Source organism: Microbacterium galbum, from assembly GCF_032464915.1.
Taxonomy (GTDB): Bacteria; Actinomycetota; Actinomycetes; order Actinomycetales; family Microbacteriaceae; genus Microbacterium; species Microbacterium galbum.
The window spans coordinates 143,427-166,668 of sequence record NZ_JAWDIS010000003.1 but is presented as its reverse complement, the minus strand read 5'-3'; the positions used below and the strand labels follow the sequence as shown (position 1 = coordinate 166,668).

Sequence of the window (23,242 nt, the reverse complement as noted above, 5' to 3'; positions counted from 1 at the left end):
CGCGCGCGGCGCGCACGTCAGCCGCGGTCGACGAATCCCTGATCGAGGATCCGCGCCACGACGCGCTCGGCGGCGCGACCGTCATCGCGCGGCACGAAGAGGGTTTTCCACCGGGCGTACCGCTCGGCGAAGATCGACGGATCCACGTCGATCAACGCCCTCTCCAGCTCGTGCTGCGTGCGCACCACCGGTCCCGGAGCCAGATCGAGCAGGTCGAAGAAGAAGCCGCGCATCTCGCCCCGGTAGCGCTCGAGGTCGGGGACGAGGAAGTACAGGGGCTTGCCCGTGACGGCGAAATCGAACATCACCGACGAGTAATCCGTGACGAGGGCGTCCGCGGCGGCGAGCAGGCGCGACGTATCGGGGTAGCCGGTGACGTCGATGACCCGGGGGCCGTGGAGGTCGGCACCCGGCTGCAGCGTGCGGGTGTGCCCGCGCACGAGCACGACGGCGTCGGCCGCCCGCGCGAGAGCGGACGGATCGATGAAGTCGACGATCCGCTCTCGATCGTCGCGCCAGGTCGGGGCGTACAGCAGCACGCGCTCCTCGGGATGGATGCCGAGGCGTCGACGCGTCTCGCGCCCGTCGTCGTGCTGCAGGGCGTCGTCGCGCGGGTAGCCCTCGACCCAGACCGGCCGGCCCAGGAACGCGTAGGCCTTGCTCAGCACCCGCGCGGCATACGGGCTCTGCGCCAGCAGGACGTCCCAACGCCGACTCTCCCGCACCACGGCGAGCGCGCGACGCGGATCGAAGCCCGGGCGATACAGGGCGAGTCGCTTGAGCGGGGTCCCGTGCCATGTCTGCAGCACGCGCTGTCCGCGACGACGCACGAACCGCCGACGGAGCCAGTCGTTCACCACGAGCAGACGCGAGACTCCACGGGCCCGCCACCAGTCGGGACTGCCCTCGACGACCGCGATCGCCCCGTCGGGGACCTCGACCGACAGATCGACGACGCTCCAGTACCGCGTCACCCCCGGGGCGACGCGCGCGAGCTCGCGGTCGATCGCGAGCGGGTTGCACCCGGCGGTACGGCCGTAGAAGCTCTCGAAGAACACGGCGTTCTCGAGCGGCTCCCGCCGCCCCGTGGCGTAGCGCCGTTCGATCGCGGCGCGCCCCTCCCCCGACCGGTACACCGGGTCGACGGGGGCCGAGATGGTCACCACCCCGGCGTCGAGCGCGGCACGCAGGCCCACGAGGCCGGTCTCGGCGATCGACGCCGCCGACGGATCGGCATCCGTCGCCTCCCCCGGCTCGACGCGCAGACGGTAGCGTCCGGAGGGCAGAGGCAGATCGGCACCGCCCCATCGCGAGACGTGCAGCGGGACGACGGCACGCCAGGTGCGTCCGCGGCCGCGCAGGCGGCCGTACGAGCGCGCCCGCGCCCCCTCGAGCACGACGGATACCGGGCGGGCGCCCTCTCCGCTGAGCTCGAGCGCGGGCATCCCGGCGTCGTCGAACAGGCGAGCGTCGGTCATGGGCGGTCGTCCTTCCGGGAGGGAGCGGAGCGCAGCCGTGCACGGACGGCCCGGTACACGCGCTCGGCGTTGCGGCCGTCGCGGTGGGCGTGCACGCGCGCGCTGCGCTCGCGTGAGGCGGCGAGCGCCGCCGTCGGGTCGGCGAGCACGGCGTCGAGCTGCGTGAGGGCCTCACCCCACGACCGGGCCGGATCCGTTCCGGCCACGTCGGCGTAGCGGCCGTAGAGACCGCGCCGCGCGGTGTACGCCTCGAGGTCAGGGGCGAAGAACACCACCGGCAGCGGGACGAGCGAGGCGTCGAAGGCGAGCGAGGAGTAGTCGGTGATGAGGGCGTCGAGTCCGGGCAGCAGCGGCGTGACGTCGGCGACGCGGTCGCTGCCGAGGTCGGCGATGCGGTCCGTGTCCCGCGGAGGACGGTAATCGCCCGCGCCCAGGGGGTGAGAGCGGACCAGGAGCAGAGCGTCGGCGGCATCGAGCGTCGCGCCGATGCGCTCCCACTCCCCCGCGTCGGGCACCGCCGGGTCGGGCTCTCCATCGCGCCACGTGGGCGCGTAGAGCACCACGCGGCGCTCGCCCAGCGGCATCCCGAGCAGGTGCGCGAGCCGCTCGCGCGCCACCCGGCGTCGCGACTCGGCATCGCCGGCCGACAGCACGTCGACACGCGGCTCACCCGTGACCGGCACCCGCTCGTCGGTGAGCGAGAAGGCGCTCTCGAGACGCCCGCGCACCAGGTGCGAGGCCGCCGGCAGGAGCGAGATGCGCCGGGTGGCACGCCGGTACAGCGTCCGCAGCACCGGGGAGAGCACCCCGGGAAGCACGGGGCTGCGGGTGGTCTCCGCCGAGTCGAGGCCGATGCGCTTGAGCGGGATCCCGTGCCACAGCTGCACGATCACGGCCCCCGTGGTGGCGTAGCGCTGCACGTCGCCGAAGCCGTGCGTCACGACGATCACGCGCGCCCGCGCGGTGCGCCAGAATCCCGCCGCGCTGTCGCGCCGCACCCACCGGATGCCGAGGCGCTCCGCCTCGCGGGCCTGATCGGCGTCGGCGACGAGCCAGGTCGTGTGCTCCCCGTGGGCGGCGGCGACGGCGTGGAGGGCGAGCGCTCCGTCGGCGAGTCCGACCGCGCACCCGAACACCCACTCGCCGCGGGAGCGCGGCACGACGGCGGTGACGAGACGACCGGCGACGTACAGGGGGATGCGGCGGAGTTTCCGGGCGTTCCCCGCACCGAACGAGAAAGACGCCACCCCGCGAGCCTATCGCGGGGTGGCGTCTCGTCTTCCGGGCTCAGCCCTGGGTCATCGTCCCCAGGGTGACCTCGGCGGTCTTCTCCTGACCGTTGCGGAGGTAGGTGACCTCCGCCTTCGCGCCGGACGCGAGAGCGCGCACCTGGGCGGTGAGGTCGATCGAGTTCGTCACCGGGATGCCGTTGAACTTCGTGATGATGTCGCCCTTCGTCAGGCCCGCGGCCTGCGCCGCACCGCCCGAGACGGCCTCGGCCACGTACGCGCCGGTCGTCGTCGCACCCTGGATGCCACTGGCATCCTGCACCGACGCGCCCAGCAGACCGTGGGTCGCCGAACCGGTGTCGATGATCTCCTCCGAGATGCGCTTGGCGATGTCGGAGGGGATCGAGAAGCCCACGCCGATGTTGCCCGACTGGCTGCCCGACGCCGACGATCCGCCGGCGCTCGCGATGGCGACGTTGATGCCGATCAGCTTGCCCTCGTCGTCGACCAGCGCACCGCCGGAGTTGCCGGGGTTGATGGCCGCGTCGGTCTGGATCACGGCGATCTTGATCGTCGAGGTGGCCGACTGCGACTGCTGCCCCTGGCCGAAGTCGAAGCGGAACGGGCTCTCCTGTCCCGGCTCGCTCTGCTGCGAGTCGGATCCGTCGGAGGGGGCGGCCGACGACGCGACCTGGATTGACCGGTTCAGCGCGCTGACGATGCCGGTGGTCACCGTGTTCGACAGTCCCAGCGGAGCACCGATCGCGGTGGTCGAGTCGCCCACGTTGAGCTTCGAGGAGTCGCCCCATTCGACGGGGGTGAGACCCGAGGCGTCGGTCAGCTTGATGACCGCGAGGTCGTAGGTGGGGTCGGTGCCGACCACGGTGGCCGCGTAGACGCGTCCGTCGGAGGTGGTCACCGAGAGCTTCGCGTCGCCGGTCTGACCGTCCAGCGTGACGACGTGCGTGTTGGTGAGCACGTAGCCGTCGGCGCTCAGGATGACGCCCGAGCCCGTCCCGCCGGCCGAGGTACCGGTCGCGCTGATGGTGACGACGCTCGGCACGACCTTGGAGGCCACGGCGGCGGTGTCGTTGACGTTGTTGGGATCGTTCACCGTGATCGCGGTGGGCCCCGACACGGTGGAAGCGTCGGAGCCGCCCCAGAGGTTGACGCCGGCGTACGCGCCACCCAGCCCCGCACCACCGCCGACGAGGGCGGCGGCGACGAGGAGGGCCGCGATGCGCGGAGCCGAGCTCTTCTTGCGGGGGGCGGCGGGGGCCGGGTCGTGCAGCGTCAGCGTGGGGTGGGCGTCGGTGGCGGCGGGGCCGAAGGCCTGGCCGGTGGGGGCCGTGGCGCCCGAGGGGGCGGAGGCGTATCCGCCGTGCGCGGGCTGCGCTCCGGGCTGGGCGGGGAGGCCGGGCTGGGCGCTGCCCGCGGCGGGCGGAGGCCACGCGGCCGCAGCAGCGGCGGGCGAGCGCGTCGGCATCGGGGGCACGTCGGCGCGCGGCGCGGCGGCCGCGACGTCGGCGGCGGGCGCTGCCGGGGTCTGCGCGGCGTCGGCGCCGGCGGGGGTCGGGGTGTGGTGCTGCGACGACGTGGGCGCCTCAGCGTTGTGGCTGTTGTCGTTACCCTCGGGACGGTTGTCCGTGGTGTCGCTCATGGGATGCTCCTTCTTCCAGGCGCTTCTACGATGACCGCGGATCCTGTGGGCCACCTATGACGAGCGTGAGTCGCCTCTATGGGTCTCGCAGCAAGCCACCGCGAGAGGTCGGGGGCGCCGAACGCCCCTCTCGAGGTGTAGCACGTCGCCCCGTGACGGCATTCCCGCTTGCGCTGCGCGCCGTGCGGCATCCTGGGAGGATGCAGCACATTCCCGGCGCCTGGCAGCGCACCGCCCGCGGCGCGGGACTCCTCGCCGCCGACGGCTCCTCGGTCCCCACGATCTTCGCCGAGATGAGCGCGCTCGCCGCCTCCACCGGAGCCCTCAACCTGGGCCAGGGCTTCCCCGACGAAGACGGCCCCGAGGCCGTGCTCGACGCGGCCCGGAAGGCCATCGCCGACGGAGTGAACCAGTACGCTCCCGGACGCGGCTACCCCGACCTGCTCGCCGCGGTCGCCGAGCATCAGCGGCGTTTCTACGGCATCGAGCTCGACCCCGCCCGCGAGGTCCTCGTGACGGTGGGAGCCACCGAGGCGCTCGCCGCCACACTGCTGGCGCTCGTCGACGGGCCCGACGACGAGGTCGTGGTGTTCGAGCCCTACTACGACTCCTACGCCGCGTGCGTCGCCCTCGCGGGTGCGAAGCTCGTCCCGGTGCCCCTGCAGTGGCCCGACTTCCAGCCCGACCTCGCGCAGCTGGCATCCGCGGTCACCGACCGCACGCGCGTGATCCTCGTCAACGATCCGCACAACCCCACCGGCACCGTGTTCACGCGCGAGGTGCTCGACGAGATCGTGCGCCTCGCGCACCGCCACGACGCGATCATCGTCACCGACGAGGTCTACGAGCACCTCGTCTTCGACGGCCCCCATGTGCCCCTCGCGACCCTGCCGGGGGCCGCCGAGCGCACCGTGTCGATCTCGTCGGCGGGCAAGACCTTCTCGCTCACGGGATGGAAGACCGGGTGGGTGACCGGGCCCGCCGACCTGGTGTCGGCGGTGCTGGCGGTCAAGCAGTTCCTCACCTACGTCGGCGGGTCGCCGTTCCAGCCCGCGATCGCGGTGGGTCTGCGCCTGCCCGACGCCTTCTTCGCCTCCGTCGCCTCCGAGATGGCCGCCAAGGCCGCCCTGCTGGGCACCGGCCTGCGCGCGGCGGGGTTCGAGGTGTCCGCCCCGGGCGGCTCCTACTTCACGGTGGTGGATGCCGCCCCGCTCGGCGCCACCGACGCCGACACGTTCTGCCGCGAGCTGCCCGCCCGCGCGGGTGTCGTCGGCATCCCGCTCACGGCCTTCGTCTCGCCCGAGCACCGCGATCGCTACGCCACGCTCGTGCGGTTCGCGGCGTGCAAACGGGTGGAGGTGCTCGCCGACGCGGCGGAACGGCTCGCCGGGATGCGGCGCGACTGACCTCCCTCAGACGCGCGCGATGGGGCGACCCGCCCCCTCCTCCTCGCTCGACGTCGCCCGCAGCAGCGCGATGCGCCCGTCGACGACGTCGTAGACGCCGAGGCTCGACGAGTGCACGCGCTCGCCGTCGAAGCCCCGCATCGACCACGCGGTCCTCACGACCAGCGATGCCCCCTCGAGATGACTTCCGGTGGCCTCCACCGAGACCTCGCGCGAGATGATCTCGGCCAACCAGGCGCGGATCTCGTCGCTCCCCACCGCGAGGGTCCGGCCGCCGCAGGCCCGGCCGTCGGCGTAGCGCACCCGGATGATGCGCGCTGCGTCGGCGAATACCCGAGCGGCGGTCTCGAGGTCGCCGTCCGTGATCGCCGCCAGCAGGCGTCGCACCGGCTCGATCGGGGTCGGAGAGGTGTGCAGGTCTGCGGTCATGGGGGAGAGGGTAGACAGCCGGCGCACACCGTTGCGCCGAGACCGGCGGGCGCACACCGGGTGATCCGCGCTGACCAGGCGCGCGGAAACGGGCCCCCGTGCGCTCAGCGCGGCGTGACGCGGAACCGGCGCAGCGCCAGCGCGGGATTCACGCGGCGCACGCGGGCGATGACATCCGGGTCGATGTGGGCGACCGCGACGTCGGTGGACGTGCCGATCTGCGCCATCGCGACCCCCTGCGGGTCGACGATCATCGAGTGCCCCACGCCCAGCGGCGGAGAGTGGTCGGCCGCGGCGACGAAGAAGGTGTTCTCGATCGCCCGCGCCTGCACGAGGGTGCGCCAGTGATGCTCCTTGAGCGGCCCCCGCACCCACTCGGCGGGGATCAGGGCCACGTCGACCGCGGCATCGGCCAGCGTGCGAGCCACCTCCGGGAAGCGCAGGTCGTAACAGGTCATGAGCCCGAACCGCAGCCCCGCGGTCTCGAACGTCTGGGGCGGCGCGATCTCGCCCGGCTCCACCCAGTCGGACTCCCGTTGCCCGAAGGCGTCGTAGAGATGCAGCTTGCGGTACACCGCCCGGATGCCGTCGCGCGCCACCGCGACGACCGTGTTGCGCACGCGCCGGCCGTCGTCGGCGCGCTCGAGCAGCCCCGCGACGACCACGACGTCGAGCTCGGCCGCGAGCGCGGTGAGGGCCCGGACGAAAGGGCCGTCGAGATCTTCCGCGTTCTCGGCGAGCGACGCGTCGAACGGGTCGACGAAGTAGCTGGAATATTCGGGGAACACCACCACCCGGGCCCCGCGCGCGGCGGCCGTGCGGGTGGCATCCGCGATGTGGGCGAGGTTGGCCTCACGCGACGCCGTGGGCGCGAACTGCGCCACCGCGACGCCGACGGTCTCGTGGCTCATCGTGCGGTTCCCCTCCCCCGGTGTCGGACGGACACCGGCACCACGACCCACAGTACGAGGATCACCAGCCCGAGGACGACCCCGGCCGTCACGGCCGCACCCAGGCTCACGACGACGTCGAAGACGAACACCACCACGCCCACCAGCAGAAGGGACACCAGGGCCAGGGCGCCGCGGAGCGCGTTGTGCCCGAACCGCACGAGCGACGGTTTGACCTGCAGATGGAACACCGCCCGGTGCAGGGCCACCGGCGCCAGCGCGACCACGGCGCTGAGGGCTGCGAGACAGATGAGCACGAGGTAGAACGTGCGCTGCGACGACGACAGATCGGCGAACGACGACTGGAAGGCGAGCGCCAAGAGGAAGCCGGTCAGGATCTGCGTACCCGTCTGCAGCACGCGCAGCTCCTGCAGGATCTCGCTCCAGTTGCGGTCGGCGCGCTGCGCGGGGCTCTCCGGGCGTCCGTCGGCGAAATCGTCGAAAGTGTTGCTCACCAGCCCATCTTGACGCGACACTCCCGGGAGGTGCGTCCGGATTTGCCATGTCGTTCATCTCGGCGTAATGTTTTCTCTTGTGCCGCGGGGTGGAGCAGCTCGGTAGCTCGCTGGGCTCATAACCCAGAGGTCGCAGGTTCAAATCCTGTCCCCGCAACAAGAAGAAGGCCCCGGATCGCAAGATCCGGGGCCTTCTGCCTTTTCCCCCGCGGTCGTTTCCCGGGGCACCGCGTGCGTCCCCCGATCTCTCGCCGGGCGCCTGGCCGCCTCGACCTGTGCGGGGGTCGGTGTGTTGTGCATCGGGTTCACCCGGGGAATACTGGGGGAATTGATTGATTTCGCTCAACGATGTGTGAAGACCCGACAGGTCACCGTGGCCTTCGTCGCGGACCCCTCGAAAGAAGGCACTCGTGAGACGTACGTTCACGCACGGCGTGTTGTCGCTGGCGCTGGCGACCTGCTTCGCGGTGGGCGGTTCGGCCGGCGCCGGAGCCGCCTCGGCATCCGTCGACACGTCCGCGTCCGCCGCGGCGACCGTCACGACGCCGCGATCGACCGTCGACGGGTCGGGCATCGCGCCCTCGCCGACAGCGCACGCCCTGCGGTCCACGGGTCTCGACGCGTCCACCCTGCTGGGCTTCTGGGTGGGCGGAGGCGCGTTGGCGCTCGCGACGGCCGCCGTCCTGGTCACCGTCAAGGTCCGGCAGGCGCGCAAGGAGACGGCCGCGGCGAACTCGTCAAGCGGGATCGGCGCGCCTCCGCCGCGCGGTTGACTCGCTGTCATGCACACCACCACCACCGCGCCGCTCGACACCGACGGCCGCGACGCCTCGACTCCGCCGTCACTGCCCTTCGTCCACATGTGGACCGATGTCAACGGCACCAGCCGGCTCGATGAGTCGATGCTCCGCGGCTTCGGGCTGCAGAGCGTGGGCGGCGGCGCCGATCCGCAATGGATGCGGCCGTTCCCCGGCGAGGTGTCCGCCGTGCTCTTCGCGGCGCTGCCGGTGGGATGGGTGGGGCAGTGGCATCCCTCCCCGCATCCGCAGTGGGTGATCCCCCTGCGCGGGCGCTGGTTCCTCGAGACGCAGGACGGCTCGCGCGTCGAGATGGGCCCCGGAGACATCCACTTCGGGCAGGACACCTCCACGGCCGAGATCGACGGGACGACGGGGCATCTCTCCGGCACCGTCGGCGACGAACCGTGCCTGCAGGTGCTGATCCAGTTCGCCGCGTCGCCCGCCGCCCCCACGCCCCACCCCTTCGGCTGAGCCGGCGTCAACCCGCCTGGACCCCACCGGGTCACGGGGTTGACTGATCTCATGCCCCAGATCCCCATCGACGGACGTGTCCTGCAACCGCCCCGCGAGCCTCGCGTCGTCGACGTCGCTCCCCCGCGGGTGTGGGACGACCGTCTCGCCGCCGTGCTGCCGGCATCCTCCCGCCTGCTCTCGCTCTACGACGACGCGACCTGGGCCGAGGGGCCGGTGTGGTGGCCGGCCGAGAACGCGCTCGTCTTCAGCGACGTGATCGGGCGGCGCACGCTCGCTCGGTACGAGGACGGGCGCATCGTCACGGTGCGCGACCGCAGCGACTTCGCCAACGGCAACGCGTTCGACGCGCACGGACGCCTCGTGCAGGCCGAGCACGGCCGCCGCGGGATCAGTCGCACCGACGCCGAGGGCACCCGTCTGCTCGTCGACGCCTACGAGGGAGCTCCCCTGAACTCCCCGAACGACCTGGTCGTGGCCTCGGACGGGGCCATCTGGTTCACCGACCCGACCTACGGCATCTCCGACCCGCGCGAGGGCTACCCCGCCGAGCCCGCTCTCTCGCACCGGAGCGTCTACCGATGGCACGAGAAGACGGGCCTCGAACGCATGATCGACCTCGACGAGCCGAACGGCCTCGCCTTCAGCCGCGACGAGCGCACGCTCTACATCGCCGAGTCCGACGCCACCGCCCTCCCCCGCGTCGTCGCCTGCGCGTGGGACGGGGAGACCCTCGGCCCCCCGCGCACCTTCGCGACGGTGGACGCCGGCATCCCGGACGGATTCGTCGTCGACAGCCGCGACTGGCTCTGGATCTCGAGCGAAGCGGGTGTCGTCATCGTCGACGAGGAGGGTCGGCGGCTCGGGATGATCCCCACGCCCCATGTCGTGAGCAACTGCACCTTCGACGCGGATGAGAAGCGTCTGTTCATCACGGGCGACAGCGACCTGTGGCTCGTGGAGCTGGCGTGACCGACGTCGAGATGGCGCGCATCCCCGCGGGTCGCGTGCTGCGCGGCGATCAGCGGGGCGCGGAGCGGCGCGAGATCGAGGTCGCCTCGTTCGAGATCGGCGTCTATCCCCTGACCGAGGAGCAGCTCGCCGAGCTCCTCGGCATCCCGTCACGGCATCCGCGTCGCCCGGCGACGCAACTCAGCTGGCTGCGGGCCATCCGCCTGTGCAACGCCCTCAGCGAATGGGAGGGGCTCGACCCCCTCTACTCCTTCGACGGCGAGGTGGTGACCGCGGATGCCGACGCCGACGGCTTCCGCCTGCCGACCGAGGACGAGTGGGAGTACGCGTGCCGCGCCGGCTCGACGGGCCCGGCTTACGGCCCCGTGCGGGAGGTCGCGTGGACCGCCGGCGACGGTCTGAGCGGCCCCGTCGACGTCGGAGCCAGGATGCCGAACCTCCACGGTCTGTTCGACACCCTCGGCAACGTGTGGGAGTGGTGCAGCGACCTGTACGACCCCGAGGGGGAGAGCGATGCGCGGGTGTTCCGCGGCGGTGGATGGTCGGACGCCCCCGCGCTCGTGCGCGCCTCGGCCCGGCGCGGCGGGCGGCCGCGCGACGCGTTCGACGACGTCGGCGTGCGGGTGGCGCGCGGCCCGCTGCCCTCGCGCAGCTGAGGCGCGGGGGGCACGGACCCCTTCGACAGGCTCAGGGTCCCTCGGGTACGGGTGGGTGAGGGCACGACGGGGGTGGCTGAGCCCAACGAAGCCACCGACCCCGCGACAGCCGACGGCAACGCGCGTCAGTCGTCGGTCGAAATCGCCTCGGTCAGCTGGTCCATGAACGAGGCGACGGTCTCGAGCTGCGCGTCGTCGAACCCCGCCGCCATCTCGCGCATCGCGCCGAGATGGGCTCCGAAGTGCTGGAAGAACTCGCGCCGCGACTTGTCGGTGAGCACCACCACCCGTGCGCGCCCGTCCGAGGGGTGCGGGAGCCGCTCGAGATGTCCCGAGGCCACCAGACGGTCGATGAGTTTCGTCGTCGACGCCGTCGAGATGCGCAGATGGGCCGCGACGTCGTGGGGACTCACCATCTCTCCGCGCGTCTCGCGGATGGTCAGCATGCGCAGCGTCGCCAGGTCGCTGGCGTTCATCGCCATGTCGCCTTTCATCCCGCTGTGCATGCGATCGAGCGCGTCGCTGAGCGTCTGCACCGCGCGGAGGGTCTGGACCACCGCGGGCCTCGTACCAGAGGTGGAAACGGTCTTGTCCACGGTGGACACCCCCTTTCGCGCTGGGTATAGTCGGGCTCACATCGCTAGCTAAACTAGCAAACGGGAGGCACGATGAGCGAGACCGAATATGTCGTCCTCCTGGACGACTTCGGCAACGAGATCGGCACGGCACCCAAAGCGAGCGTGCACGGCACCGATACGCAACTGCACCTCGCCTTCTCCTGCCATGTCGTGAACAGCCGGGGCGAGGTGCTGGTCACCCGCCGGGCGCTGCACAAGAAGACGTGGCCGGGTGTGTGGACGAACTCGTTCTGCGGCCACCCCGGTCCGGCCGAACCCGTGCTCTCGGCCGTGCATCGGCGTGCGGAATTCGAAGTGGGCCTCACGGTCCGCGACCTCGAGCTCGCCCTCCCCCTCTTCCGGTACCGTGCCGTCGATGCGAGCGGCATCGTCGAGCACGAGATCTGCCCCGTCTACGTCGCCCGCACCGACGACGACCCCCAGCCCAACCCCGACGAGGTCGCCGAGTACCGGTGGGTCGACCCGCTCGACCTCGCGGCATCCCTCGAGGCGACGCCGTGGGCATTCAGCCCGTGGTTGGTCCTTCAGGCGCAGCAGCTTCACCTGTTCGAGTCTCCACCCGTGGTCCGGCGCGCGTCATGATCGCGCTCGACTCCACCCCCCTCGCCCGGCAGGGCATCGACGCCGCGATCGACGTCGCCCTCGAGCGCCTCGATCGGCGGGTGGCCCCGCTCGGCGACGGCGCGCGCGCCCTGGCATCCTCGATCCGTCGTGCCGCCTCCGGCGGGAAGCGCTTCCGCCCGCTGCTCGTCGTCGCGGCCTTCGAGACCCTGCACGGCCCCACGATCGGCCGACCGGCGCTTTACGAGGTGGCCGCAGCCTTCGAGCTGTTGCACACGGCCTTCGTCGTGCACGACGACGTGATCGACCACGACGTCGAACGCCGCGGCGTGCCCAACATCGGCGGCGAGTTCCGCCGACGCGGGCTCGAGAAGGGCGCGGATGCGGGTGGCGCGGCGCTCCTCGGAGACGCGGCCGCGATCCTCGCCGGAGACCTGCTGCTGCACGAGGCCGGGCGCATGATCGCGGTCGCCGAGATCCCGGCATCCCTCCGCGGACAGCTGCTGCAGCTCGTCGACGACGCGGTGCTCGTCTCGGCCGCGGGAGAGCTCGCCGACGTCGAGAACGCCGTCTCGTCGGGCGACGTCGACCCCGAGACCGTCCTGCGCACCACGCACGACAAGACAGCCGTGTACTCGTTCTCGGCGCCCCTGCAGGCCGGGGCCGTGATGGCCGGGGCGGAGCGCTCCACCCAGTGGGCGCTCGAGCGCTTCGGCGAGCGGCTCGGACTCGCCTACCAACTGGTCGACGACCTCATCGGCGCCTTCGGCACGGCCGAGGCATCGGGGAAGGACGAGGGCTGCGACCTGCGCGAGGCGAAGAAGACGCACCTCATCACGCTCGCGCGCGAGAGCGCCGATTGGCCCGAGGTCAGCGCGGCGCTCGCGCAGGCGCACACCGGCCCGGTCGCCGTGCGTGCCGCCCAGAGCGCTCTCGCGAAATCCGGCGCCCGTTCGCGGCTCGAGGTGCTCGTGTGCGAGACGCTGGACGAGGCGGTCGCGATCGTGGAGGCGTCGACGCTGCCGACCGAGTGCCGTCTGATGCTGATCGAGTTGGTCGAGGCCGTGCAGGAGCGCATTCCGTGAGCAACGCCCCCACGGGTCTCGAGCTGTATTCGCAGACGGCCGACGACGTCGCCGCCGCCGTCATCTCCCGCTACTCCACCTCGTTCGGCATCGCCGCGCGGCTGCTCGGCCCCCGCCCGCGACCGCACGTGCGCAACATCTACGCCCTCGTTCGCGTCGCCGACGAGATCGTCGACGGACCCGCGCACGATGCCGGGCTCTCACCCGACCGCGAGCGCGCGGTCCTCGACGGGCTCGAAGCCGAGGTGGCGGAGGCCATCGTCACCGGCTTCAGCGCCAATCTCGTCGTGCACGCCTTCGCCCGCACGGCCCGCGAGTGCGGGATCGGCGACGACCTCATCGCCCCGTTCTTCGCGTCGATGCGCACCGATCTCGACACCGCCGCCCACGACGACCTCTCGCACGACGCCTACGTCTACGGCTCGGCGGAGGTCGTCGGGCTCATGTGCCTGCAGGTGTTCCTGAACGCCGGGATGTCGGCGCCCGCGCGCCCCGCCGCCGACCTCGTCGATGGAGCCCGGCGACTCGGGGCGGCGTTCCAGGACGTCAACTTCCTCCGCGACCTCGCCGACGACGCCGACCGTCTCGGCCGCGACTACCTCGACGGCGCGGCCGACGACGAGCGCCGGGTCGCCGTGCTCGACCGCATCGACGCCGACCTCGCCGCCGCGGCATCCGTCATCCCGCACCTTCCGCCGGACTGCCGCGCGGCCGTGACCTGCGCGCACGACCTCTTCGCGGAGTTGTCGCGCCGCCTCCGCCTCTCCCCCGCCGGCGCACCCCGCGTCCGCGTCCCCGACGGTGTCAAAGCCACCCTCGCCGCCCGCGCCCTCTTCGGGCGTCCTCCGAAAGGTTCACGCTCATGAGCGCCCAGCGCATCGTCGTCGTCGGTGGGGGCATCGCCGGACTCGGCACCGCAGCCCTCCTGGCCGACCGCGGCCACGACGTCCAGTTGTTCGAGGCGCGCGATGCGCTCGGCGGCCGCGCCGGGTCGTGGGAGAGCGACGGCTTCCGCTTCGACACCGGTCCGAGCTGGTACCTCATGCCCGAGGTGTTCGACCACTTCTTCCGGCTTCTCGGAACGAGCGCCGACGAGCAGCTCGATCTCGTGCGCCTCGACCCCGCCTACCGCGTCTACGGCCCTCCCGGAAAGGGCGAGCCGATCGACATCGTCTCGGGCCGCGAGGCCGTGCGCGCGCTGTTCGAGGAGCACGAGCCCGGCTCGGGCGACAACCTCGAGGCGTACCTCGACTCCGCGAAGGACGCCTACGAGCTGTCGACGTCGAAGTTCCTCTACGACCCGTACTCGTCGACCAAGGGGCTGCGCGACCCGGCGCTCGTGAAGCGGCTGCCCACCCTCATCCCGCTGCTCACCCGCACGTTGTGGAAGCGCATCACCGACTCGTTCACGAACACGCGCCTGCAGCAGATCCTCGCGTACCCCGCGGTGTTCCTCGGCGGATCGCCGTTCGAGGTGCCGAGCCTGTACCACCTGATGAGCCACCTCGACCTGGGCGACGGCGTGCTGTACCCCAAGGGCGGCATGACCGAGATCATCCGGGCGATCGAGAAGCTCGCCCGCGAGCGCGGCGTGCGCATCGAGACATCCTCCCCAGTGGATGCCATCATCACCGAGTCGGGGATCGCTCGCGGCGTGCGCCTGGCCGACGGGCGGGTCATCTCGGCGGATGCCGTGGTCTCGGGCGCCGACCTGCATCACACCGAGAACGACCTCCTCGAGGAGAAGGACCGCCAGTACCCCGAGAAGTGGTGGAAGGACAAGGTGCCCAGCCCCGGCGCGCTCCTGCTGCTGCTCGGGGTGAAGGGCGAGCTGCCGCAGCTCACGCACCACACCCTGCTCTTCACCGACGACTGGCACACGAACTTCGACGCCATCTTCGGCGCGGACAAGAAGATCCCCGACCCGGCGTCGATCTACATCTGCCGCCCCAGCGCATCGGACGACTCGGTCGCACCCGAGGGTCACGAGAACCTGTTCGTCCTCGTGCCCGTGCCCGCCGACCCCGTCAGCGGACGCGGCGGCGTCGACCGGGCCGGAGACGAGCGGATCGAGCAGGCCGCCGACCGCGTGATCGCCCAGATCGCCGAGTGGACCGGCGTCCCCGACCTCGCCGAGCGGATCGTGGTGCGCAAGACCATCGCCCCCGAGGACTTCGCGCACGATCTCAAGGCGTGGCACGGCAACTCGCTCGGGCTCGCGCACACGCTGAACCAGAGCGCGATCTTCCGCCCGAAGAACCGCTCACGCAAGGTCTCGAACCTCTATTACGCGGGGACCTCGGTGCTGCCCGGCATCGGTCTGCCCATGTGCCTGATCTCGGCCGAGCTGGTGGTCAAGCGCATGACGGGCGACAAGACCCCCGGCCCCCTGGCGGAACCCGCGCGCGCGGTGGTCTGAGGTGCCGGGGATCTACCTGGGTGCGATCCTCTTCTCACTGGTCGGCATGATGCTCATCGACGGGAAGTACTCGCTCGCCCTCCGGGTCGCGCCCGTGCGCACGGTCGCTGCGGTGCTGATCGGGACGGCGTTCTTCCTCGCGTGGGATCTGGTCGGGATCGTCACGGGCGTCTTCGTGAAGGGCGAGAGTCCGCTCTTCGCCGGCGTGATGCTCGCTCCGCACCTCCCCCTGGAGGAGCTGTTCTTCCTCGTCTTCCTCAGCTACCTCACCGTCGTCCTGTTCGCCGTCTTCGATCGACGCGCGCGGGCGCGAGCCCGCGTGCGGGAGTCGTCGTGACCTACCCGCTCATCGTCGTGCCGTTCGTGGTGCTCACGGCCATCGTGACCGTCTCGACGGTGCGGATGCCGGGATTCCGCCGCCGCATGGCATCCTCCGCCGTCACCGCCCTCGTGCTGATCGGCCTCACCCTCGTCTTCGACAACCTCATGATCGCCGTCGACCTGTTCTCGTATCCTCAGGAGCACCTGAGCGGGCTGCGGCTCGGCCTCGCGCCGATCGAGGACTTCGCGTACCCCCTGTGCGCGGCGTTCCTGCTCCCGGCGCTGTACACCCTGCTCACGCCCCGCCCTCTGCAGAAGGACTCCGCATGACCACGCCCGCCCTCACCCCCGGTCGCGTGGCGCGCGAGCTCTTCGTGTCGTCGCGGCCGGTCAGCTGGATCAACACGGCCTTCCCCTTCGCCGCCGCCTACCTGCTGACCACGCGGCAGATCGATGCACCGCTGGTCGTCGGCATCCTGTTCTTCCTCGTGCCGTACAACCTCGCGATGTACGGGGTCAACGACGTGTTCGACTACGAATCCGACCTGCGCAATCCCCGCAAGGGCGGCACGCACGGTGCCGTGCTGGCCAAGCGCATGCACCCCATCACCCTGTGGGCCTCGGCCCTGTCGTGCCTGCCGTTCGTGGTGTACCTCGTGATCATCGGGTCGCCGCTGTCGTGGCTCGTGCTCGCGCTGAGCCTCTTCTTCGTCGTGTTCTATTCGGCGCCCCCGCTGCGGCTCAAGGAACGCCCGTTCCTGGACTCGATGACCAGCAGCATCCACTTCTTCTCCCCCGCCGTCTACGGGCTCGTGCTCGCCGGTGCGGTCTGGACGTGGCAGCTCGTGTTCGTCTTCATCGCCTTCGCCCTGTGGGGCATCGCGTCGCACGCTTTCGGCGCGGTGCAGGACGTCGAGGCCGACCGCGCGGCCGACATCTCGTCGATCGCCACCGCCCGCGGAGCGCGCTGGACCGTGCGCTTCGCCCTGACGGCCTACGCGCTGGCGGGGGTGGCGATGCTCTTCACGGCATGGCCGGGGCCGCTGGCCGCCGTCCTGGTCATCCCGTACCTGGTGGTGTGCTGGCCGTACCGGAACGTGACGGATGCCGAGAGCGACCGCGCCACTGCCGGGTGGAACCGCTTCCTGTGGCTCAACCAGTTCGCCGGCTTCGGTACGACGATGCTGCTCATCTGGTGGTGGTTCCTGAGCGCCTGACGCGCTCCGCGGGCGGGGCGCCCGGCACCCCGTCGAGTGTCCGGGACACGCCGCTGTCCGCCGGTGGATGCGGCGTGTTTCGGACACTCGCGTGCCCTCCGAGCGCCACGCCGACGCTGCTCCCGCGCTGACGAGACGAGGCGCGAGCCGCCCCGCGCCCGCGCGCCGGCGCTCTCCCGCGCCAGCGTGTTGAGGCCGCGGCACCCCCGCGCCCCCGCGGAAACGTCGAGTGTCCAGGACACGCCGCTCGGCGCGCGAGGATGCGGCGTGTCCTGGACACTCGACGGGTTGGGCAGCGCCCGGGAGCGTGTGCGAGCGACCGGAGACACCGGCAACGACGACGCCGGCGCCCCGCGCGAAGCGGGACGCCGGCGTCGTCGTGAGGAGCGAGGTCAGCCCGCGGGCGTGGCCTCGGGGGTCGGCGTCGCGGTCGGCGACAGCGTCGCCGTGCCGCCCTGACCCTGGCTCTCGAGGTCGAGCAAGCGCTGCACGGCCGCGGTCAGGCGGGCGTCCTGCGTGGCGAACTCGGCGAGGTCGCCGCTGGTCAGCGCCGCCTGGCGCGCGCTCAGCGCGTCGCGCGCCTCCTGCAGCGCCGCCGCATAGTCGCCGGCCGGAACCGTGGGATTCGTGGTCGTCCCGTCGCCCGCGTTCTGATCCGTCGGTGTGACCGTCGAGTCACCGGTGCTGGCACCGGAGTCGCCGCCGAACAGCGTGTCGAGGGCTTCGCTCAGCGTGTTCTCGAACGCGATCTTGTTGCCGAAGGCGACCAGCACGCGCCGCAGCTGCGGGAGCTTGGTGTCACCCGACGACTGCACGAACACCGGCTGCACGTACAGCAGACCGCCGCCGACGGGGAGGGTGAGCAGGTTGCCCGGGAGCACCTGCGACTGGCCCTGCTGCAGGATGTTGATCTGCGACGACACGTTCGTGTCGGAGTCGAAGGTGTTCTGCACCTGACCCGGACCGGGCACCGTCGTCGTCGAGTCGATCACGAGCATGCGCAATCGTCCGTAGTCCTCGCGCTTGGTCCCCTTGACGTCACCGGCGTTGGCGTCGACGGCGAGATAGCCGGTCAGCACGTTTCTCGCCTGACCACCCTGGGATGCCGGGATGAAGCTCGTGAACATCGAGAACGTCGGCTCGTCCTGGCTCGGCATCTTCATCGTCAGGTAGTACGGCGGCTGGAACGTCGCCGGGTCCTGCGGGTCGTTCGGCGTGGTCCACCGGTTGTCCTGGCGGTAGAACGAGGTCGCATCGTCGACGTGGTACACGCCGAGCATCGAGCGCTGCACCTTCATGAGGTCGGTCGGGTAGCGCACGTGGCTCATGAGGTCGGCCGACATGTCGCTCCAGGGCTTGAGCGACGAGGGGTAGATGTTCTGCCATGCCTGCAGCAGCGGGTCCTGGTCGTCCCACGCGTAGAGCTGCACCGAACCGTCGTAGGCGTCCACCGTGGCCTTCACCGAGTTGCGGATGTAGTTGATGTCATCCAGCGCGTAGGTGGGAGCCGGGTTGTTCGAGTCCGCGATGGCGCGCGAGAGCGAGACACCCGTGGAGTACGGGTAGTTCGAGCTCGTGGTGTAGCCGTCGATGACCCACTTGATGCGACCGTCGACGACCGTGGGGTACGGGTCGCTGTCGAGCGTCAGGTACGGCGCGACCTTCTGCACGCGCTCCTTGGGGTCGCGGTCGTAGAGGATCTGCGAGTCGGCGTTGACGCTGTCGGAGAAGAGGATCTGCTCCGACTGGAACTTCAGCGCGTAGATGAGGCGGTTGAAGACGTTGCCCACGCTCGGCCCGCCGTTGCCGGTGAACGTCGTGCGGGTCTCGGTGCCGCCATCGGCGCCCAGGGGGTAGTCGAGCTCGATCGGGTCGGTGCCCTCGGGCGCCCCGACGATCGAGTACTGCGGCGAGCTCTCGCCGAAGTACACGCGCGGCTCGTAGTTCAGGTCGGTCAGGAAGCCCGTCCCCGGGATCGCCTGCTCCAAGAACACCGGGTCGCCGTCGGCGGTGCGCTCGTTACCGGCGGCCGCGACCATGCCGTAGCCGTGCGTGTAGACGAGGGTGGTGTTCTGCCACGACGCAGCGTCGCCCAGCTGCCCGATGTTCAGCTCGCGCAGCGACACCACGGTGTCCTGCGTCTTGCCGTCGATCGTGTAGCGGTCGACGTCGAGGGGGTTCGTGAACTGGTAGTAGGCCCGGTACTGCTCGAGCTGGCGGACGGTGGGGCCGATGATCGCCGGGTCCATGATGCGCAGCTGCGCCGTGGACTCGGCGTCGTTGCGCAGCTGACCGGCCTCGGCCTCGGTGGTGGCCTGGAAGTTCTCCTTCTCGACGTTGTCGATGCCGTAGGCGGCCTTCGTCCCGTCGAGGTTGCGCTGGTAGTACTGGCTCTCGAGCGTGAGCTCGTTGGGACGCACCTGGAACGTGGTCACGGCCCACGGGATCGCCGCCCCCACCACGATCGCCGAGACGACCAGGAGGGCGGTTCCGATGAGCGGGTAGCGCCAGCGTCCGATGAACGCCGTCACGAAGAACGCCAGGGCGACGATGACCGCCGCGATCGCGAGGATCGTCTGACCGGGGATGACGGCGTTGGCACCCACGTATCCCGGACCGGTGATGCGCTCCGACGGCTCCACGAGCTGGCGGAACCGGTCGAGCCACAGGCTCGCGCCCTGCAGGAGCAGGTAGAGGCCCGCGAGCAGGGCGAGCTGGATGCGTGCCGCCTTGGAGATGCGCAGCTCGCGCTGGCCGATGCGGACCGAACCATAGAGGTAGGACACGACGCCGGTCAGCAGCAGGCACACCAGCACGACCGCCGACGCGAATCCGAGGGCGGCGGCGTAGAACGGCATCCCAAACAGGTAGAAGCCGGTGTCGAGGCCGAACTGGGGGTCGGTGGTCGAGGTGGCGACGCCGTTGGCCCAGAGCCACGTGGTCTCCCACTGCGCCGAGGCGGCGAAGCCGGCGAAGAAGCCGAAGAAGATCGGGATGCCCCACATCGCCAGGCGACGCAGCGGCTCGACGACCTCCTGGTAGCGGTCGAGCTGCGAGCTCAGCCGCGCGTAGACGGGACGAAGGCGGTACGCCAGCTGGATGACGCCCCAGACCGGGATCGCCATGGCGAGGAAGCCGACGACGAACATCACCGTCCGCGCGATCCATTGGGTGGTCAGCACGCCCGTGAACCCGAGCTGCGAGAACCACAGCCAGTCCGAGTAGAGGTTCGCGAAGACGAAGAACGCCACGACCAGCGCGGCGATCACCGCCAGGGTGATCGAGATGATCCGTCGAGAGCGATTCGGGGGCGTGGCCTGGTTCGGCGCTGAGGTCGTGGTCACCCCTTCATCCTAGGCGCGGCGTTCCGGGGGTTCGCCGTGAATGCTACGTTCCCGAAGCACACGTGGGCAGCGCGTCGAGATCGCCGCCCTCGCGGATCGTCCGCAGCACCGTCATCGACTGTTCCAGGGTCGAGGTCGAGAACACCCGGATGCCGTCGGGCACGTGGCCGACGACCTCGTTGCAGTTCGATTCCGGGGCGAGGAACACCGTCGCTCCGGCATCCCGCGCTCCGTACAGCTTCTGGCGGATGCCGCCGATCGGGCCCACGTTGCCGTCGGCGTCGATCGTGCCGGTGCCGGCGATGTGCTGGCCGCCGGTGAGGTCTCCGTCGCTCATCTTGTCGATGATGCCGAGGGCGAACATCATGCCGGCGCTCGGTCCGCCGACGTCATTGAGCTGGATCTTCACGTCGACGGGCAGGTCGAAGGACTCCTGCAGGCCGATGCCGAGCAGCCACTGCGGCTGACCGTCCACCTCCGTCTGCTTCGGCGTCACGGTGACCGTGCCCGGGGTGTCGTCGCGGGTGTACGCCACCGTGACCGGCGCTCCGGCCGCGGCCTGCACCGCGGCGCGGACCGCGTCGACGTTGGCCGCGGCCACCGCATCCACCGAGGTGACGACATCGCCCACCTGCAGCGCTCCCGCGGCGGCTCCGGCGTCGTCGACCGTTCCGACGGCGATCTCGCCGGGCACGTCGTACCCGAGCTCGCGGAGCGCCGCGGCGCTGGCCTCCAGCTGCGAATCGCTCATCAGGGCGGCGTTCTCGGTGTTGCGCTGCTCGGTGGTCTGCCCGGCGGGGAAGATGCGGTCGATCGGCACGACGGCGCGCGAGCGGTCGAACCACGCCTGGGCGAGCTCGAGCCACGAGGGCGTGCGCTCGCGGTTGCCGCTGACCTGGACCGTGAGCAGGTCGAGCTGGCCGGTGGTCGTGCTGTCCTTCTCCTCCGGTACCGAGATGAGCGGGACCTCCTGGCCGTCGGCGGTGGTCGTGGTGCCGAGGGTGTTGAAGACGGGGCCGGGCTGCTGGATGACGTAGGCCGAGGGCAGCAACGACATCACCAGCAGGATGACGAACGCCACCGCGAGCGACCACACGCCGACGACGGAGCCGCGTCGCCAGCGCTGTCGGGGCGCGGGCGCGGGAGAGGCGTTTTCGTCGAACAGCGTCACAGTGGGGAGTCCTTCGTCGGGGTCGTTCGCGCGCGGCGTAAGCGGCGAGGGGCCGGGCCGACTGTTGCGGGGAAACGTGCGACTAGCGTAGATCTCGTTCCCCCAGACCTGGCTGAAAGGCGGCTGAAGTGGCAGACGACGACAAGAGCCCCGAAGAAGAGTTCCAGGAGCTCATGCGTCGCCTCATGTCGGGCGACACCAGTGGCATCGATCCCGAACAGCTCTCGCGCCTGTCGGGCATGCAGATCGACCCCGCGATGCTGCAGCAGGTGATGAATCAGCTCCAGGGCGCGTTCAACGGCACGCAGGAGGGCGTCGACTGGAGCCTCGCGGAGCGCCAGGCCCTGCACATCGCGAACCAGGACGGTCTCGGGGTGACCACCGGCCAGCGCACCGACCTGGATCAGGCCTTCACCCTCGCGGGTCTCTGGCTGGGCGAGGCGACGGCGATCAGCGACCTCCCGCGCCCCCCGCGCGCCGTCACGCGCGGCGCCTGGGTGAGCGCCACCCTGCCGGTGTGGCAGGAGCTCGCGGAGCCCGTGGCCACGAGCATCGCCGACGCGCTCACCGCCGCCCTCGGACAGCAGGCTCCCGACGACATGCAGGACATGATCGCGGGCGCAGGACGACTGATGCGCACCGTCGGCGGATCGCTGTTCGCCACGCAGCTGGGTCACGTCGTCGGACGCCTGTCGACCGAGGTCGTGGGCGGCGGAGACGTCGGCATCCCGCTCATGCCCGACGGAGACGCGGCGATCCTGCCGCAGAACTTCGCGGACTTCGGCCGCGACCTCGAGATCCCCGACGATCAGCTCGCCCTCTACCTCGCCACGCGCGAACTCGCCCATGCACGCCTTTTCCGGCACGCGCGGTGGCTGCGGCTGCACGTTATCTCGCAGGTGCGCGACTTCGCGCACGGCATCCGCGTCGACACCGACGCGCTCGAGGAGCTCGCCACGCGCTTCGACCCGTCGCAGCCCGACGAGCTCCGCGGCGCGCTCGAGAGCGGAGCGCTGCTGCCCGAACGCTCCGAGGAGCAGACGGCGGCGCTCACGCGGCTCGAGAATCTGCTCGCGACCATCGAGGGATGGGTCGACGTCGTGACCGAGGACGCCACCTCGCGCCTTCCCTCGGCCGCCCGCATCGCCGAGGCCGTGCGGCGCCGCCGCGCGGTGGGCGGTCCCGCCGAGCAGGCCCTCGGCTCGCTCGTGGGCCTGGAGCTGCGCCCCCGGCGCATGCGCGAAGCCGCCGCGATGTGGCGCGCCGTGACCGCGGCCGTCGGCGTCGAGGGCCGTGACGCGCTGTGGGACTACCCCGACCTCATGCCCTCGTCCGACGACATCGACGACCCGGCCGCCCTCATCGCCCGTGTCACCGCCGCCTCCCGCGGCGAGGCCGCCCCCGCCGACGCGATGGACGACGCGCTCGCCCAGCTGCTGGCCGAGGAGGCCGGCGGCGGCCGATCGGATGCCGACTCCACGACGACCTCGGCCGATGCGGACGGCCCGACTCCTGACGGCAACCCCGACGACGACGACGCCGCACCGGGAGATCAACGACCGGTGTGACGGCGATGATCGTGGCGAGGGGCTGAGGCTCCTCGCCACGGTCGTTCGTGCGCGTACGGACGGGTGCGGTCGCGCGGTGCACGCGAGCACGTGGCGGTGGGCGCGGCGCGGGCTGGATCGGCGCGGGCTGGGTCGGCGCGGGGGCGGGTTCTTCGGCGCGGGGCGGGTTCGTCGCGGCGTACGCGGGTCGGCCTGCGCGGTGACGCCTCCTCCCCACCCCGTCCTCACCGACGGGTACGTGTGGACAACGGCATCCCGGGGCGAGGGTCGCGCGATGATCGGGCCATGATCCGCCTCTCCCCCTCCGCCGTCCCCCTCTGGCGCGATGACGGCCGCGTGCAGTTCGGCGCTCAGGCTCTTGCCGTCACCCCCTCCGCCGCAGAGTGGGTCGACGTCGTCGTGAGCGCGCTGG

At 71.3% G+C, this 23,242-nt stretch carries 22 protein-coding genes and 1 tRNA gene; 14 read left to right on the top strand and 9 right to left on the bottom strand.

Going from position 1 to position 23,242, the window contains the following annotated elements:
- Nucleotides 1–17: 17 nt before the first annotated feature.
- The 3 genes from RWH45_RS13510 to RWH45_RS13500 are packed head-to-tail and all read right to left on the bottom strand — an operon-like array spanning nt 18 to nt 4,367.
- Complete coding sequence (locus tag RWH45_RS13510; protein WP_315995418.1) at nt 18–1,478, bottom strand: CDP-glycerol glycerophosphotransferase family protein; 1,461 nt, start codon at nt 1,476–1,478, stop codon at nt 18–20.
- On the bottom strand, nt 1,475–2,725 hold the full coding sequence (locus tag RWH45_RS13505; RefSeq protein ID WP_315995417.1) for a CDP-glycerol glycerophosphotransferase family protein: 1,251 nt from the start codon (nt 2,723–2,725) through the stop codon (nt 1,475–1,477). Before RWH45_RS13505 ends, RWH45_RS13510 begins: the two co-directional genes overlap by 4 nt.
- Before the next feature lie 40 nt (nt 2,726–2,765).
- Entirely contained in the window at nt 2,766–4,367 is a 1,602-nt protein-coding gene (locus RWH45_RS13500; protein ID WP_315995416.1) for a S1C family serine protease, read from the bottom strand.
- A gap of 200 nt (nt 4,368–4,567) precedes the next feature.
- On the opposite strand from RWH45_RS13500, the gene RWH45_RS13495 reads away from it, so the two are divergent.
- Entirely contained in the window at nt 4,568–5,773 is a 1,206-nt protein-coding gene (locus RWH45_RS13495) for an aminotransferase class I/II-fold pyridoxal phosphate-dependent enzyme (protein WP_315995415.1), read from the top strand.
- Between the two features lie 6 nt (nt 5,774–5,779).
- On the opposite strand, the gene RWH45_RS13490 is transcribed toward RWH45_RS13495, so the two are convergent.
- The 3 genes from RWH45_RS13490 to RWH45_RS13480 all read right to left on the bottom strand — a co-directional run bounded on the left by RWH45_RS13490 (nt 5,780) and on the right by RWH45_RS13480 (nt 7,607).
- Nucleotides 5,780–6,202 carry a nuclear transport factor 2 family protein gene (locus tag RWH45_RS13490; RefSeq protein WP_315995414.1) on the bottom strand — a complete coding sequence of 141 codons (423 nt, stop codon included), beginning with the start codon at nt 6,200–6,202 and terminating at the stop codon, nt 5,780–5,782.
- Between the two features lie 104 nt (nt 6,203–6,306).
- Nucleotides 6,307–7,113, bottom strand: a complete 807-nt coding sequence (locus tag RWH45_RS13485; protein ID WP_315995413.1) for a carbon-nitrogen hydrolase family protein — start codon at nt 7,111–7,113, stop codon at nt 6,307–6,309.
- Nucleotides 7,110–7,607, bottom strand: coding sequence for a DUF6328 family protein (locus RWH45_RS13480; protein WP_315995412.1), 498 nt, complete (start codon nt 7,605–7,607; stop codon nt 7,110–7,112). Before RWH45_RS13480 ends, RWH45_RS13485 begins: the two co-directional genes overlap by 4 nt.
- A gap of 83 nt (nt 7,608–7,690) precedes the next feature.
- On the opposite strand from RWH45_RS13480, the gene RWH45_RS13475 reads away from it, so the two are divergent.
- The 5 genes from RWH45_RS13475 to RWH45_RS13455 all read left to right on the top strand — a co-directional run bounded on the left by RWH45_RS13475 (nt 7,691) and on the right by RWH45_RS13455 (nt 10,506).
- A tRNA-Met gene (locus RWH45_RS13475) sits at nt 7,691–7,764 on the top strand.
- Between the two features lie 253 nt (nt 7,765–8,017).
- Nucleotides 8,018–8,380 (top strand): hypothetical protein, encoded by a 363-nt coding sequence (locus tag RWH45_RS13470; protein ID WP_315995411.1) that lies wholly within the window; start codon nt 8,018–8,020, stop codon nt 8,378–8,380.
- Nucleotides 8,381–8,389: 9 nt separating this feature from the next.
- Nucleotides 8,390–8,878 (top strand): cupin domain-containing protein, encoded by a 489-nt coding sequence (locus RWH45_RS13465; RefSeq protein WP_315995410.1) that lies wholly within the window; start codon nt 8,390–8,392, stop codon nt 8,876–8,878.
- A 51-nt stretch (nt 8,879–8,929) separates the two neighbouring features.
- Entirely contained in the window at nt 8,930–9,850 is a 921-nt protein-coding gene (locus RWH45_RS13460; RefSeq protein ID WP_315995409.1) for an SMP-30/gluconolactonase/LRE family protein, read from the top strand.
- Nucleotides 9,847–10,506 (top strand): formylglycine-generating enzyme family protein, encoded by a 660-nt coding sequence (locus RWH45_RS13455; RefSeq protein WP_315995408.1) that lies wholly within the window; start codon nt 9,847–9,849, stop codon nt 10,504–10,506. Before RWH45_RS13460 ends, RWH45_RS13455 begins: the two co-directional genes overlap by 4 nt.
- 125 nt (nt 10,507–10,631) lie before the next feature.
- Here RWH45_RS13455 and RWH45_RS13450 read toward each other — a convergent pair whose 3' ends face one another.
- Entirely contained in the window at nt 10,632–11,063 is a 432-nt protein-coding gene (locus tag RWH45_RS13450) for a MarR family winged helix-turn-helix transcriptional regulator (RefSeq protein WP_315995407.1), read from the bottom strand.
- A gap of 111 nt (nt 11,064–11,174) precedes the next feature.
- Here RWH45_RS13450 and idi point away from each other — a divergent pair, with 111 nt between their 5' ends.
- The 7 genes from idi to RWH45_RS13415 are packed head-to-tail and all read left to right on the top strand — an operon-like array spanning nt 11,175 to nt 16,747.
- Nucleotides 11,175–11,726, top strand: coding sequence for an isopentenyl-diphosphate Delta-isomerase (gene idi / locus RWH45_RS13445; protein WP_315995406.1), 552 nt, complete (start codon nt 11,175–11,177; stop codon nt 11,724–11,726).
- The gene (locus tag RWH45_RS13440) at nt 11,723–12,790 is read left to right on the top strand and encodes a polyprenyl synthetase family protein (RefSeq protein ID WP_315995405.1); all 1,068 of its coding nucleotides are present in this window, start codon (nt 11,723–11,725) and stop codon (nt 12,788–12,790) included. The genes idi and RWH45_RS13440 overlap by 4 nt, the downstream gene beginning before the upstream one ends.
- Nucleotides 12,787–13,656, top strand: a complete 870-nt coding sequence (locus RWH45_RS13435) for a phytoene/squalene synthase family protein (RefSeq protein ID WP_315995404.1) — start codon at nt 12,787–12,789, stop codon at nt 13,654–13,656. Before RWH45_RS13440 ends, RWH45_RS13435 begins: the two co-directional genes overlap by 4 nt.
- Complete coding sequence (crtI, locus tag RWH45_RS13430) at nt 13,653–15,209, top strand: phytoene desaturase family protein (RefSeq protein ID WP_315995403.1); 1,557 nt, start codon at nt 13,653–13,655, stop codon at nt 15,207–15,209. Before RWH45_RS13435 ends, crtI begins: the two co-directional genes overlap by 4 nt.
- Before the next feature lies 1 nt (nt 15,210).
- On the top strand, nt 15,211–15,546 hold the full coding sequence (locus RWH45_RS13425) for a lycopene cyclase domain-containing protein (RefSeq protein WP_315995402.1): 336 nt from the start codon (nt 15,211–15,213) through the stop codon (nt 15,544–15,546).
- Nucleotides 15,543–15,860, top strand: a complete 318-nt coding sequence (locus RWH45_RS13420) for a lycopene cyclase domain-containing protein (RefSeq protein ID WP_315995401.1) — start codon at nt 15,543–15,545, stop codon at nt 15,858–15,860. The genes RWH45_RS13425 and RWH45_RS13420 overlap by 4 nt, the downstream gene beginning before the upstream one ends.
- Nucleotides 15,857–16,747, top strand: a complete 891-nt coding sequence (locus tag RWH45_RS13415) for a prenyltransferase (RefSeq protein ID WP_315995400.1) — start codon at nt 15,857–15,859, stop codon at nt 16,745–16,747. The genes RWH45_RS13420 and RWH45_RS13415 overlap by 4 nt, the downstream gene beginning before the upstream one ends.
- A 392-nt stretch (nt 16,748–17,139) precedes the next feature.
- Here the strand turns inward: RWH45_RS13415 and RWH45_RS13410 are convergent, their stop codons facing one another.
- Entirely contained in the window at nt 17,140–20,091 is a 2,952-nt protein-coding gene (locus RWH45_RS13410; RefSeq protein ID WP_315995399.1) for a UPF0182 family membrane protein, read from the bottom strand.
- Between the two features lie 43 nt (nt 20,092–20,134).
- Nucleotides 20,135–21,262 carry a YlbL family protein gene (locus tag RWH45_RS13405; RefSeq protein WP_315995398.1) on the bottom strand — a complete coding sequence of 376 codons (1,128 nt, stop codon included), beginning with the start codon at nt 21,260–21,262 and terminating at the stop codon, nt 20,135–20,137.
- A 128-nt stretch (nt 21,263–21,390) separates the two neighbouring features.
- Between RWH45_RS13405 and RWH45_RS13400 the strand changes: the two genes are divergently transcribed.
- Entirely contained in the window at nt 21,391–22,830 is a 1,440-nt protein-coding gene (locus tag RWH45_RS13400; RefSeq protein WP_315995397.1) for a zinc-dependent metalloprotease, read from the top strand.
- Nucleotides 22,831–23,242: the final 412 nt, after the last annotated feature.

Coding starts and splice junctions, on each gene's coding strand:
- RWH45_RS13495 (WP_315995415.1), top strand. CDS start 4,568: ATGCAGCACATTCCCGGCGCCTGGCAGCGCACCGCCCGCGGCGCGGGA.
- crtI (WP_315995403.1), top strand. CDS start 13,653: ATGAGCGCCCAGCGCATCGTCGTCGTCGGTGGGGGCATCGCCGGACTC.
- RWH45_RS13500 (WP_315995416.1), bottom strand. CDS start 4,367: ATGAGCGACACCACGGACAACCGTCCCGAGGGTAACGACAACAGCCAC.
- RWH45_RS13440 (WP_315995405.1), top strand. CDS start 11,723: ATGATCGCGCTCGACTCCACCCCCCTCGCCCGGCAGGGCATCGACGCC.
- RWH45_RS13460 (WP_315995409.1), top strand. CDS start 8,930: ATGCCCCAGATCCCCATCGACGGACGTGTCCTGCAACCGCCCCGCGAG.
- RWH45_RS13490 (WP_315995414.1), bottom strand. CDS start 6,202: ATGACCGCAGACCTGCACACCTCTCCGACCCCGATCGAGCCGGTGCGA.
- RWH45_RS13485 (WP_315995413.1), bottom strand. CDS start 7,113: ATGAGCCACGAGACCGTCGGCGTCGCGGTGGCGCAGTTCGCGCCCACG.
- RWH45_RS13465 (WP_315995410.1), top strand. CDS start 8,390: ATGCACACCACCACCACCGCGCCGCTCGACACCGACGGCCGCGACGCC.
- idi (WP_315995406.1), top strand. CDS start 11,175: ATGAGCGAGACCGAATATGTCGTCCTCCTGGACGACTTCGGCAACGAG.
- RWH45_RS13510 (WP_315995418.1), bottom strand. CDS start 1,478: ATGACCGACGCTCGCCTGTTCGACGACGCCGGGATGCCCGCGCTCGAG.
- RWH45_RS13415 (WP_315995400.1), top strand. CDS start 15,857: ATGACCACGCCCGCCCTCACCCCCGGTCGCGTGGCGCGCGAGCTCTTC.